This window comes from Streptomyces sp. NPDC094143, from assembly GCF_040303825.1.
GTDB lineage: Bacteria > Actinomycetota > Actinomycetes > Streptomycetales > Streptomycetaceae > Streptomyces.
The window spans coordinates 115,400-127,651 of record NZ_JBEOTZ010000012.1 but is presented as its reverse complement, the minus strand read 5'-3'; the positions used below and the strand labels follow the sequence as shown (position 1 = coordinate 127,651).

10 protein-coding genes are annotated in these 12,252 nt (G+C 72.1%); 4 read left to right on the top strand and 6 right to left on the bottom strand.

The features are described from left to right. Positions 1–71: 71 nt before the first annotated feature. Positions 72–2,105: a thioredoxin domain-containing protein gene (locus tag ABTZ58_RS17980; RefSeq protein WP_351357032.1), complete on the bottom strand. Its 2,034-nt coding sequence runs from the start codon at positions 2,103–2,105 to the stop codon at positions 72–74. A 246-nt stretch (positions 2,106–2,351) separates the two neighbouring features. Here ABTZ58_RS17980 and ABTZ58_RS17975 point away from each other — a divergent pair, with 246 nt between their 5' ends. Further along, entirely contained in the window at positions 2,352–5,549 is a 3,198-nt protein-coding gene (locus ABTZ58_RS17975; protein ID WP_351357029.1) for a tetratricopeptide repeat protein, read from the top strand. Between the two features lie 82 nt (positions 5,550–5,631). Here ABTZ58_RS17975 and ABTZ58_RS17970 read toward each other — a convergent pair whose 3' ends face one another. Further along, complete coding sequence (locus ABTZ58_RS17970; protein ID WP_351357026.1) at positions 5,632–5,922, bottom strand: hypothetical protein; 291 nt, start codon at positions 5,920–5,922, stop codon at positions 5,632–5,634. Further along, positions 5,915–6,796: a mycothiol conjugate amidase Mca gene (mca, locus tag ABTZ58_RS17965; RefSeq protein WP_351357023.1), complete on the bottom strand. Its 882-nt coding sequence runs from the start codon at positions 6,794–6,796 to the stop codon at positions 5,915–5,917. Before mca ends, ABTZ58_RS17970 begins: the two co-directional genes overlap by 8 nt. Positions 6,797–6,943: 147 nt before the next feature. Between mca and ABTZ58_RS17960 the strand changes: the two genes are divergently transcribed. Further along, entirely contained in the window at positions 6,944–7,342 is a 399-nt protein-coding gene (locus ABTZ58_RS17960) for a DUF4307 domain-containing protein (RefSeq protein WP_351357020.1), read from the top strand. A gap of 179 nt (positions 7,343–7,521) precedes the next feature. Next, entirely contained in the window at positions 7,522–8,019 is a 498-nt protein-coding gene (greA, locus tag ABTZ58_RS17955; RefSeq protein ID WP_309095650.1) for a transcription elongation factor GreA, read from the top strand. A 103-nt stretch (positions 8,020–8,122) separates the two neighbouring features. Here greA and ABTZ58_RS17950 read toward each other — a convergent pair whose 3' ends face one another. From ABTZ58_RS17950 to ilvA, 3 genes are all read right to left on the bottom strand, one after another. Next, on the bottom strand, positions 8,123–8,923 hold the full coding sequence (locus ABTZ58_RS17950) for an ABC transporter permease (protein WP_351357016.1): 801 nt from the start codon (positions 8,921–8,923) through the stop codon (positions 8,123–8,125). After that, on the bottom strand, positions 8,920–9,903 hold the full coding sequence (locus ABTZ58_RS17945; protein WP_351357013.1) for an ATP-binding cassette domain-containing protein: 984 nt from the start codon (positions 9,901–9,903) through the stop codon (positions 8,920–8,922). The genes ABTZ58_RS17950 and ABTZ58_RS17945 overlap by 4 nt, the downstream gene beginning before the upstream one ends. Positions 9,904–10,066: 163 nt before the next feature. Further along, the gene (ilvA, locus tag ABTZ58_RS17940; RefSeq protein ID WP_351357010.1) at positions 10,067–11,296 is read right to left on the bottom strand and encodes a threonine ammonia-lyase; all 1,230 of its coding nucleotides are present in this window, start codon (positions 11,294–11,296) and stop codon (positions 10,067–10,069) included. Positions 11,297–11,459: 163 nt separating this feature from the next. On the opposite strand from ilvA, the gene ABTZ58_RS17935 reads away from it, so the two are divergent. Beyond that, positions 11,460–11,966, top strand: a complete 507-nt coding sequence (locus tag ABTZ58_RS17935) for a MarR family winged helix-turn-helix transcriptional regulator (protein WP_311679924.1) — start codon at positions 11,460–11,462, stop codon at positions 11,964–11,966. The last annotated feature ends 286 nt before the right edge of the window (positions 11,967–12,252 follow it).

The following is a 12,252-nucleotide window of genomic DNA, read 5'->3' as shown; positions in this document are numbered from 1 at the left end:
AGAGATTAAGGGGGAACTGTGAAGCCTGGGGGCTGTTCAGATAAAGAGCTTGTTTCCGTTGATTCCCGACTTCAGTCCCTCAGCACCGCACGCAACCGCTCGACATCCGTGGTCGGCGCGTCACATGTGAAGTTACGGCAGACGTAGGCCGCCGGTTCACCGCCGACCAGCGGACGGCCGCCGAGCAGCGGGAACTCGTCGCTGTCCGGGGCGCCGACGGCGACGACGGCACCCGGCGCGGTGCCCAGCAGGGCCGTGCGGTGCAGGGTCCGGGTGCCCTCGTGGTCGAGCGAGGGCCCGACGATCGCGACCTCACGCGGGCCGTCCAGCACGGCCTCCGCGACGGCCAGCCCCCAGCCGATGAAGCGGGGCACACGCGGCCCGAGCGCCTTGACGACACCCAGGGCCTTTTCGGCGGCGGTGCGGTGCGGCTCGGAGCCGGTGTGCGCGGCGTAGCCCAGCAGGGCGCCGGCCGCCGCGGTCCAGCCGGACGGGGCGGCGTTGTCGGTCGGGTCCTGCGGGCGGCGGATCAGCCGCTCGGCGTCGGCCGCGGTGTCGAACATCGCGCCCGACTCGGCATCGGTGAAGCGGGCCAGGACGTGGTCGAGCAGCAATCCGGCGAACTCCAGCCAGACGCCCTCGCCGGTGACCGACGCGAGCGCGAGGAAGCCCTCGGCCACGTCGGCGTAGTCCTCCAGGACACCGGCGTTGGCGCCCGCGTGGCCGTCCTTGCTGGTGCGGGTCAGACGGGCCTGCTCGTCCAGGTGCAGCCGGACGAGGAGATCGGCGGCGGCCCGGGCCGCCTCCACGAGGTCGGGCCGGTCGAAGTAGGCACCCGTCTCGGCCAGCGCAGCGATCGCCAGGCCGTTCCAGGCGGCGACGACCTTGTCGTCCCGGCCGGGCGCGGGCCGCTGCGACCGGGCCGTAAGCAGGCGCTCCCGGACCGCGGTGATCTTCGCCGCGTCGAACAGACCGTCCTGGACGGGCAGTTGGAGGACGGACTGGCCGTGCTCGAAGGTGCCCTCCGCGGTGACGCCGAAGTACTGCGCGGCCAGTTCGGCGTCCTGCTCCCCGAGCACCTCCCGCAGTTGCGCGGGCGTCCACACGTAGTAGGCGCCCTCGACGTGCTTCCCGGTGCCGTCGTCGCTGTCGGCGTCCAGCGCGGAGGCGAACCCGCCCTCGGCGGTGCGCAGTTCACGCACCATGAAGTCGGCGGTCTCCAGAGCCACCCGGCGGGCGAGTTCCGAGCCGGTGGCGCGCCACAGGTGGGCGTAGACCCGGCACAGCAGGGCGTTGTCGTACAGCATCTTCTCGAAGTGCGGCACGACCCAGTCGCGGTCGACGGAGTAGCGGGCGAAGCCGCCGCCGAGCTGGTCGTAGATGCCGCCGCGGGCCATGCGCTCGCAGGTGTCGGCCGCCATCTGCAGGGCGCCCTCGGCGCCGGTGCGGGCGTGGTGGCGCAGCAGGAACTCCAGCACCATCGACGGCGGGAACTTCGGTGCCCCGCCGAACCCGCCGCGCTGCGGGTCGTACTCGCGGGTGAGGGCGAGCAGGGCCTGCGCGATCTCCTGCTCGCCGGGGGTCCGCGCGTCGCCGTAGGAGATCTCCCGGCCCGCCAGGTCGCGGACGATCTTCCCGGCGACCTCGGTGACCTCGTCCCGCCGCTCCTCCCAGGCCTGCCGCACCCCCTGGAGCACCTGACGGAAGGAGGGCATGCCCTGACGGGGGGCCGGCGGGAAGTACGTGCCGAAGTAGAACGGCTCGGCGTCCGGTGTGAGGAACACGGTCATGGGCCAGCCGCCGTGCCCGGTCGCCGCCTGCACCGCCTCCATGTACACGGCGTCGACGTCCGGCCGTTCCTCGCGGTCGACCTTCACGCTGACGTAGTGCGCGTTGAGGTACTCGGCGGTCTCCTGGTCCTCGAAGGACTCGTGTGCCATCACGTGGCACCAGTGACAGCTGCTGTAGCCGATGCTGAGCAGCACGGGCACGTTCCGCTTGCGGGCCTCCTCGAAGGCCCCGGCCGACCAGGGCCACCAGTCGACGGGGTTGTCGGCGTGCTGAAGGAGGTAGGGGGACGTCTCGTGCGCCAGTCGGTTCGGCATGGTTCCCATCCTGCCGCAGTACCCCTCCTCGCACGCGTCAGGCGTCCCACGGGCGCCGCGCCCGCCGTCACGGCCGCCGGGCGCACCCCACGCCGGCCTCGTCTCTTCACACGATCGGGCCGGGCACGCCCCCTCGCCCCGGTGCGCCGTCCACAGCACACTTGACCAAGGAAACGACCGAGACGGCGGTCGGGGAACGGCCGGGCACGGCCCGGGACCGCCGTCGCCGCCGGAGGGGGACGTGACATGCGGGACGGTCATCGGGCGGAGGCCGAACGGCTGTTGGTGCGCGCCGTGGAGGAGGAGGTGCGCCGCTCGGGCGGGCGCAGCGACGGGAAGGCGCTGCTCGCGCGGGCGCGCGGGGCGCTGGACGCGATGGCGCAGAGCGCGGCCGAGGAGTACGAGGCCTACACGCGCGCCCTGGACGAGGCGGCGGCCGGGCAGCTGACCTTCGGGCAGCGCTACGCCCGCGAGGGCGCCGGGACGCCGCTGCTGGTGGCGGGGGTCGCCGCGGTCGCGGCCGTCGTCGCCGACCTGGCCCTGGGCACCGGCACCGGCACGGCCCTGGGCGCGGGTGTGACGGTGGGGGTGGCGGGCGCCGCCGCGACGGTCGTGAAGGTGGTCGGCTCACACCTGCCGGCCGCACACCGTCGCGCCGGGGCCGCGAGCCAGCCGGGCGGCCCAGAACAGCTGCGGCTGCAGTGGCTGACGGCACTGGAGGTGCGGGGCATCCGCCCGTTCCTGGACCAGCAGCGCGTTCTGGCCGCCTCCGCGGGCCCGAAGAAGACCGGGCCGCGGCTGCGGGGGGCCGACAAGAGCGCGGCGGCGCGCGGCCGCAGCGTGCTGGAGCAGTCCTTCGCGCAGCTCCCGGAACCGGCCCGGCCGTTCGCGGGGCGACGCGGCGAGCTGGCGCGGATCCGGCAGTGGGTCCGGGCCGCCCGCGCGAGCACGGAGACCCAGCCCACCGTGGTCGTCCTGCACGGCGCCCCCGGCAGCGGTCGTACGGCCCTCGCGGTGCACGCCGCGCACGATCTGCGGGACCACTTCCGCGGCGCCTGCGTCGTCGACCTGCGCGCCGACAGCCCGGGCGAGTCCCCGCTGTCCGCCCGCGACGCCCTGCTGCACCTGCTCAACCGGCTCGGCGCGCCCCGCGAGCAACTGCTGTTCCGCGAGCGCTCCTCTCCCGACCAGCAGGTCAAGCGGCTGAGCGAGCTGTACCACCAGCATCTGACCGGCCTGCCGGTCACGGTCGTCCTGGACGACGCCTCGGACGCCGAGCAGATCCGCGCGCTGATACCGGAGCGGTCCGACAGCCTGGTCCTGGTGACCGCCCGGGGCCCGCTGGAGCTCGGCGGTCTGCCCGCGCGGGTGCACCAGCTGGCGGTGGAGCCGCTGGACGCGGCCGGGGCGGAGGAACTGCTGGGCGCCACGGCGCAGGACCGCACCGGGCCGTACGACGCCGAGTCCGCCGACCGGGTCCGCGAGCTGTGCGGCGGTCTGCCGCTCGCGCTGCGCATCGCCGGCTCCTGCCTCGGAACGCGCTCCCCGCGTGCCCTGGCCACGGACCTGAGCGCCTACGGCCCCGTCCAGCCGGTGGAGCGCGCCCTGTGGCTGCGCTACACCGACCAGCCCGGCACCGTACGGCGGCTGCTGCGCCGGCTGGCCCTGGCCGGCCGGGCCTCGCTCGGCGCCGCAGCGGCCGCCGCGCTGCTGGCCACGGACGAGGCGGAGGCCAAGCGCCATCTGCAGACCCTGACCCGCGCCGGCCTCATCGACCACGTCCGCGGCGACCGCTACCGCCTGCACGACCTGGTCCGCTCCTTCGCCCAGGCCCGCCTCCTCGACGAGGAGGACCCGGCCGAGCGCACGGCGGCGCAGGAGCGGCTGATCGTGAACTACGCCGAGCTGGCCGACTCGGTGCTGCGCATGGTCGACGGCAACATGTCGACCCGCACCAACCGCTTCAGCCCCTACGGCTTCACCTCCCTCGACGAGGCGCTGCGCTGGCTGGACGACGAGTCGAGCTTCATCACCGCGGCCCTGCGGCACGCCGAGGGCGTGAACCAGGCGGCGGTGCTGAACCTGCTGGGCGCCCTGTGCGACTACTGCCTGCTGCGCGGCGACCTCTACCGCCTGGGCGAGATCAGCGAACTCGCCCAGGCCGTGGACGAGAGCCTGCTGGTCCGCTCGGTGCAGTGGCGCACCGGCATCGCGGCCCGGCAGCTGGGCGAGCTGGACAAGGCCCGCACGACCCTCGCCTCGGTCGTCGACCTCTACCGGGAGGCCCATCACGACGCCGGGGCCGCCCGCGCCCTGTGCTCCCTCGGCATCACCCTGCACCACCAGGGCAACCTGACGGAGGCCTCGGCGAAGCTCCGCGAGGCCCTGCAGATGCAGTCCACCCCCGAGCTGGCGACGGACCGGGCGTGGACGATGCACGCCCTCGCGGCGGTGGAGCGGGACCGGGCCCGGCTGGGTGAGGCGCTGGAGCTGCTGACCGAGTCCCTGGTCCTGCACCGCGCGGGCGAGTCCGTGCACGGCCAGGCCTGGGCGCACTTCCAGCTCGGCCAGCTCGCGCTGCGCATGGGCGACGTGCCGCGCGCCGAGTCCGAGCTGCGCGCGGCCCTCGACCTGTACGGCCGCACCCGCGACGCCCGCGGCGAGGCCTGGGCGCTGACCCAGCTGGCCCGGGCCCTGCTGGTGGCCGGGGACGCCTCCCCGGCCGTGGAGGAGCTGCGCGGCGCGGCCGCCCGGCACCGTGACAACGAGGACGCGCGCGGCGAGGCCTGGACCCTCTACTACCTGGGGCAGGCCCTGGAGGAGACGGGCGACCTGGACCAGGCGGTGCGCGAACTGGAACGGGCCCGCACGATGTTCTCCCGCATACGGGACGTCTACGGTCTGGCCTGCGCCCGCCACCACTCGGCCCGCGTCACCCGCGACCAGCGCGCGGCCCGGACGGGCTCCCTGCGCAACTCCGGCTTCGCCCGCCAGCTCCTGGTCGACGCCCGCGCCGACTTCCAGCGCATCGGTGTCGCCCACGGCGAGGCGTGGACCTGTCTGGAGCTGGCGGTTGTGGACGCGGGCAACGGCCGCACCCAGCAGGCGCTGGCCCTGTGCGACGAGGCCGTCGGTCTGTTCACGTCCTACGGTGACCGCCGGGGCGAGGACTGGGCCCGCTTCCTGCGCTGCACCCTCCTGCCCTACGCGGCCCCCGGCGGCGTGGAGATCGGCACGGCGGTGGCCCAGGAGGAACTGGCCGAGCTGTCCCGCGCCGCCCACCCCCTGCGCGACGAGAAACTCGACGACTACGCCGGCGCGTGGGCGCTGCTGCTGGAGCGGGGCGTGAGCCTGGAGGCGGGCTGGCAGGCCTGGGGACTGGGGATGACACCCGGCCGGCACGCGCGGGAGGTGATGGGGGTGGCGGTGGAGACCAGGGCGTAGGCCCGGGTCCGGGGACGCGAGGACACCCGTCGGCGGTGTGACGACCACCGACGGGTGGGTGCCGCCCCTCGGGGCGGAGGCGTCAGTCCTGCTTCTTCGCCTGACCGGAGGGGGCGGAGGAGGCCTCGGCGTCCTCGGTCCCGGTTCGCTCGGCCGTTTCCGGCTGCTCGGCCCTCGGGTCCGGGACCTGGGTGAAGTCGACCCTGTTCATGTGCTTGTTCATCGACTTCATCAGGGCCCACACCGCCGCCGCCATCACCGCGAAGACGATGAAGCCGAGGACGCCGGGGGTGACCTTGTCCTCGTCGACCTCCTTGGCGAAGGAGACGAGGTGCGTCATTGCCAGGCTTGCGCTTGCGCTCATGTCAGGCATTGTCGCGGATGCCCGCAAAGAGGTCGTCCTCGGGGAGGGAGGTATCGACGAGGGACTTCGCCAGCTCGTACTCCTCCGTCGGCCAGACCTCCTTCTGGATCTCCATCGGGACCTTGAACCAGCCGCCGTCGGGGTCGATCTGCGTGGCGTGCGCGATCAGCGCCTTGTCGCGGATCTCGAAGAAGTCGGCGCACGGGATGTGCGTGGTCAGCGTGCGCTGCTTCATCCCGAACTCCTCCCAGCGCTTGAGCCAGTCCCCGTAGGGCGACTCCAGGCCGCGGTCGAGCATCGCCTGGTGCAGGGCCTCGGTGCGCGGGCGGTTGAAGCCCTGGTTGTAGTAGAGCTTCCGGGGCTGGTAGGCGGGGCCGTACTCGGCCTCCGGGTACTTCTCGGTGTCCGCCGCCCCCTCGAACGCCACCATCGAGATCTTGTGGGTCATGATGTGGTCGGGGTGCGGGTAGCCGCCGTTCTCGTCGTAGGTGGTGATCACCTGCGGGCGGAAGCTGCGGATCTTGCGCACCAGCTCACCGGCCGCGTGATCGACGTCCTCCAGGGCGAAGCAGCCCTCCGGCAGCGGCGGCAGCGGGTCGCCCTCGGGCAGTCCCGAGTCGACGAAGCCGAGCCACTCCTGCTTGATGCCGAGGATCTCCCGGGCCTCGTCCATCTCCTTCTTGCGTACCTCGTGGATGTGCTCCTCGATGTACGCGTCGCCCTGCAGCTTGGGATTGAGGATGGAGCCGCGCTCCCCGCCCGTGCAGGTCACGACCAGCACGTCCACCCCCTCGGACACGTACTTCGCCATGGTCGCCGCGCCCTTGCTCGACTCGTCGTCGGGGTGGGCGTGAACGGCCATCAGTCGCAACTGGTCAGTCAAGACTCAATCCTCAGTAAGTCGGCGCCCTGTGTGCGTCGGCGCAATCGGCGGCTTCTATAGTGACCGAATCGGGGGGCGAATAATTCCGGGACCGGGTCCCGGGGCCCCTTTCGGGACGTTCGTCCCGGCCCTGTCTGGAGGACGATCATGACGACGGTGAGCACGCGACCGCCCGAGGGCCGCTACGGCCGCTCCTCGGACGAGCGCGCCGACCGCAGGCTCAAGGTCGTCGGTGCCGTCCTCGCGGTGGCGCTGCTGGGACTGGTCGGCTGGTTCGGCTACCACTACGTCGCGCAGAGCAAGATCAGCGCCGAGGTGATCAGCTTCGAGCCGGGCAAGGAGTCCGTGCGGGTGCATCTGGAGGTCCGCAAGGATGCCGGTGCCGACGGCTACTGCACCGTGCGCTCGCAGGCCGAGGACGGGGCCGAGGTGGGCCGGGCGGACTTCCGCTTCGACGGGGACGACACGCGCGTCGACCAGGTCGTCACGCTCCGTACGACCTCTCCGGGGACGACGGCCGAGCTGCTGGGCTGCCACGCCGACTGAGGGCCACCGCGCGTCACCTGTATTGCGTAGCGCCTGAGCTGCGTCGACGTGAATCTGGTGGCTTATGTCCTCCCCCTCGGGCGCCTGAATTGTTAGGCTCGTGGTTTCGCCCATCCGTGAAGGAACATTCTTCTGGGTAGGGCGATGCTTTGTATTCCCAGTACCTACGAGGAGCACCTGTGACCCAGACCAGCGAGAACGTCACCTGGCTGACCCAGGAGGCGTACAACAAGCTCAAGGCTGAGCTTGAGTACCTTACTGGTCCCGCGCGGGCGGAGATCTCCGCGAAGATCGCCGCCGCGCGCGAGGAGGGCGACCTGCGTGAGAACGGCGGGTACCACGCGGCCAAGGAGGAGCAGGGCAAGCAGGAACTGCGTGTGCGCCAGCTCACCCAGCTCCTCGAGAACGCCAAGGTCGGTGAGGCGCCCGCGGCCGACGGCGCCGTGGCGCCGGGCATGGTCGTCACGATCGCGTTCGACGGTGACGAGGACGACACGCTGACGTTCCTGCTCGCCTCGCGCGAGTACGCGAGCTCCGACATCGAGACGTACTCGCCGCAGTCCCCGCTGGGCACCGGCGTGATCGGCCACAAGGTCGGCGAGGACGCGCAGTACGAGCTGCCGAACGGCAAGAAGGCCTCGGTGAAGATCCTCAAGGCCGAGCCGTACGAGGGCTGAGCCGCCCCCATCCGGACCACCTGGACATGCCCCCGGTACCGCTGCGGCGCCGGGGGCTTCGTCATGCCGTCGCCGAGCACGCCCGCTCGGGACGCCGGTGCCGTCAGCCGGTCGCCCGGCGGTACTTGCGCACCGCGAGCGTCCGGAAGACCGCGATGATCAGGACCGACCAGATCAGCGAGGCCCACACGGGGTGCTGCATCGGCCAGGCGTCGGGTGTCTCGAACCCCGGCGGGAGGTTGCCGAACAGCTCGCGGCACGCCTGCACGACCGCGCTGAACGGGTTCCACTCCGCGATGTGCCGCAGGAAGGACGGCATCAGGTTCGCGTCCACGAACGCGTTCGAGATGAAGGTCAGCGGAAAGAGCCAGATCAGGCCGCCCGAGGTCGCCGCTTCGGGTGTGCGCACGGACAGGCCGATGAGCGCGCCGATCCAGGAGAACGCGTACCCGAAGAGCAGGAGCAGGCCGAATCCGGCGAGCACCTTGCCGAAGTTCTCGTGCGTACGCCAGCCGACGATCACCGCCACGATGGCCAGGACCACGAGGGTGAGCGCCGTCTGCACCAGGTCGGCGATGGTCCGGCCGGTCAGCACCGCGCCACGCGCCATCGGCAGCGAGCGGAACCGGTCGATGAGGCCCTTGTGCATGTCGTCGGCGATGCCCGCACCCGCGCCCGCGGTGGCGAACGTGACGGTCTGGGCGAAGATGCCGGCCATCAGGAACTCGCGATAGGCCTGCGTCGAGTTGGACGAGCCGACCTGGATCGAGCCGCCGAACACGTAAGTGAACAGCACCACGAACATGATCGGCTGGAACAGCCCGAAGATGATCATCTCGGGGATCCGGCCCATGCGGATCAAGTTCCTGCGGGCGATGACCGCGGAATCGCTGATGGCGCTCACTGGGCGGCCTCCTTGTCGCTGTCGCTCTCGTCGTCCTTGGCCTCGGCGACGTGTCCCGTCAGGGACAGGAAGACGTCGTCGAGGGTCGGCCGGCGCAGGCCGATGTCGTCGATCTCGATGCCGCGGGTGTCCAGCTCGCGGATGACCTCGGCCAGGAGCTTGGCGCCGCCGGTCACGGGTGCGGTGAGCTTGCGCATGTGGTCCTCGGCCTTGACCTCCCCCTTGGCGAAGCCGGTGAGGATCTCGGCGGCGGTCGGGATGTGGTCGCGCTCGTGGACGACGACCTCGACGCGCTCGCCGCCGGTGCGGGCCTTGAGCTGGTCGGAGGTGCCCTGGGCGATGACCCTGCCGTGGTCGACCACCGCGATGTCGTGCGCCAGGTGGTCGGCCTCCTCCAGGTACTGCGTGGTCAGCAGCAGCGTCGTGCCGCCGGAGACGAGCTGCTTGATGACCTCCCACAGCTGCTGGCGGTTGCGCGGGTCGAGGCCGGTCGTCGGCTCGTCCATGAACATCACGGGCGGCGAGACGACGAGGGCCGCGGCGAGGTCGAGACGGCGGCGCATGCCGCCCGAGTAGGTCTTGGTGGGGCGGTCGGCGGCGTCCGTGAGGTGGAACTGCTCCAGCAGCTCGGCCGCGCGCTCCTTCGCCGCCCTGGCCTTCATCTGGTAGAGCCGGCCGACCATCTGGAGGTTCTCCCGGCCGGTCAGGTATTCGTCGACCGCCGCGAACTGGCCGGACAGGCCGATGGAGCGGCGGACCGCGTCGGGCTGCTTCAGCACGTCGATGCCCGCGACGACGGCCCGTCCGCTGTCGGGCCGCAGCAGGGTGGTCAGGCAGCGGACGGTGGTCGTCTTGCCCGCGCCGTTCGGCCCGAGCAGGCCGAGGACCGTGCCCTCGGGCACGTCGAGGTCGACGCCGTCCAAGGCCCTGACGTCACCGAAGGTCTTGACCAGACCCTCGGCGTAGATGGCGCCTGGCATAAAGAATCTCCACGTCTTCGGGGATGGCCGGACAGATGCCCGGTGAGGCTTCTCACGGACACACCATAACGCGATGTATCGCGTCTCTCAACGAGTTTCCCGCCTGCGGCACGAGACACGGAGACGATCTCGACCGGGCCGCCGGGGAGCCGGGGCTCCCCGGTCAGTCGATGACCGTGTAGCCCGCCTCGCGCAGCGCCTGACCCACCTCGACGCAGTGCACCGGGCCCTTCGTCTCCAGGTGGAGCTCTACCTCCGCCTCCGTGAGCCCGAGCCGCGGGTCGGTTCGCACGTGGCTCACGTCGAGGACGTTAGCGTCGACCACCGACAACACGCCCAGAAGTGTGGCGAGAGCACCGGGCCGGTCCGTCAGCCGCAGCCGGACGGCCAGGTAGCGGCCCTGCGCGGCCATGCCGTGCCGCAGCACGCGCTGCATCAGCACCGGGTCGACGTTGCCGCCGGACAGCACCGCGACGACCGGGCCCTCGAAGGCGCCGGGCTCGCTCAGCAGCGCGGCGACCGGGCTCGCCCCGGCCGGCTCCACGACCAGCTTGGCCCGCTCCAGGCACAGCAGCAGCGCGGCGGACAGCTCGTCCTCGCTGACCGTGCGCACCTCGTCGACCAGTTCGCCGATGATCCCGAACGGCACGTCACCCGGCCGTCCGACCTTGATGCCGTCGGCCATCGTCGCCGGGTTCTTCACCGTGACCGGCCGCCCCGCCGCCAGCGAGGGCGGATAGGCCGCGGCGCCGGCCGCCTGGACGCCGACGATCCGCACGTCCGGCCGCAGGGCCTTCACCGCCACCGCGATCCCGGCGGCGAGACCGCCGCCGCCGATGCCGACCAGGATCGTGCGCGCCTCGGGGCACTGCTCCAGGATCTCCAGGCCCACCGTGCCCTGGCCGGCGATGATGTCGGGGTGGTCGAAGGGGTGGATGAACACCGCGCCCGTCTCGTGCGCGTACTCCTGCGCCGCGGCCAGCGTCTCGTCGACCACCTGGCCGTGCAGCCGCACCTCGGCGCCGTACTCGCCGGTGGCGCTGACCTTGGGCAGCGGGGCGCCCTTCGGCATGAACACCGTGGAGCGCACGCCGAGCAGGGACGAGGCGAGGGCGACGCCCTGCGCGTGGTTGCCGGCGCTCGCGGCGACGACACCGGCGGCGCGCTCCTCGGGCAGCAGACCGGCGATCCGCACGTACGCGCCGCGCAGCTTGAACGAGCCCGTCCGCTGGAGGTTCTCGCACTTGAGGTGGACCGGTGAGCCCACCGTGCGGGACAGGTGCCTGCTGGTCTCCATCGCGGTCACCCGCGCCACACCCGCGAGCATCTTCTGGGCGCCGCGCACGTCGTCGAGGGTGACGGGCCGAAAGGAGTCAGCCGTGCTGTAGCTCATGACTCCAGCATCGCAGTTCACGGGCGGGAACGGCCGTTGTGACCAACCTCCGAGACCCGCTTTGCGCAGCGCCGGTACGACCCGCCTTCCGGCCGCGTACCCTGTCCCCCAATCTGCCAGCCCTCCACGAAGTGAGCCCCCGGCCATGCCCACAACACCTGAAATGTCGATGGACATGACGACCGTCGGTGACACCGGTCTCCTCGACACGCTGCAGCACGAGGTGGCGTTGTTCGCCCGTCGTGCGGAACAGACCCGGCTCGGCGGGGTGGGGCAGGTGCGCAACTCGATGGACCGTGCCGCGTACCTGCTGCTCAACCGGCTCGACAAGGAAGGGCCGATGGGCGTCAAGGCGCTCGCGGCGAGCATGGGGATCGACTCGTCGACGGTCACCCGGCAGGTGGCCCCGCTCGTCGACACCGGCCTGGTCAAGCGCACCTCCCACCCCGAGGACGGGCGTGCGGTGGTGCTCCAGCTGTCCCCGCGCGGGCAGTCCCGGCTGGAGGAAGTGCGCTCGTCCCGGCGGCAGTTGATGGCCGAGCTGACCCAGGACTGGAAGCCGGAGGAGCGCGAGGCGTTCTGCTCCCTGCTGACGCGCTTCAACACCGCGCTGTCGTCACGGATGTCGGCGCAAGGGGTGCCGGGTCCGGAGGCCCAGTCCGACTCCTGATCACCCGGCACGTCCGGCCGAGGGGGGCTCCCGCGTACCTCACGCGGAGCCGAGCACCCGTACACGCCGCGCACGGGGGCGGACGCCGACACCGCCGCCCGACCGGCACCTCACCCTCACCCGGCCCTTCGGTACCCGGCCCGTGGCCCGGCACGTGTTCGTGCCGGGCCACGGGCGCGTGCGGACCAGGGGCGGGCGGGGTGTGTGCAGAGCACGGCGTGTGCGGGGGCAGGGGCCGGGCACGGGCCCGGGTCGGGCACGTGGGTGTGGCGGGTGCGTGGGTGTG

Coding starts and splice junctions, on each gene's coding strand:
- ABTZ58_RS17980 (WP_351357032.1), bottom strand. CDS start 2,105: ATGCCGAACCGACTGGCGCACGAGACGTCCCCCTACCTCCTTCAGCAC.
- ABTZ58_RS17975 (WP_351357029.1), top strand. CDS start 2,352: ATGCGGGACGGTCATCGGGCGGAGGCCGAACGGCTGTTGGTGCGCGCC.
- ABTZ58_RS17970 (WP_351357026.1), bottom strand. CDS start 5,922: ATGCCTGACATGAGCGCAAGCGCAAGCCTGGCAATGACGCACCTCGTC.
- ABTZ58_RS17960 (WP_351357020.1), top strand. CDS start 6,944: ATGACGACGGTGAGCACGCGACCGCCCGAGGGCCGCTACGGCCGCTCC.
- ABTZ58_RS17945 (WP_351357013.1), bottom strand. CDS start 9,903: ATGCCAGGCGCCATCTACGCCGAGGGTCTGGTCAAGACCTTCGGTGAC.
- ilvA (WP_351357010.1), bottom strand. CDS start 11,296: ATGAGCTACAGCACGGCTGACTCCTTTCGGCCCGTCACCCTCGACGAC.
- ABTZ58_RS17935 (WP_311679924.1), top strand. CDS start 11,460: ATGTCGATGGACATGACGACCGTCGGTGACACCGGTCTCCTCGACACG.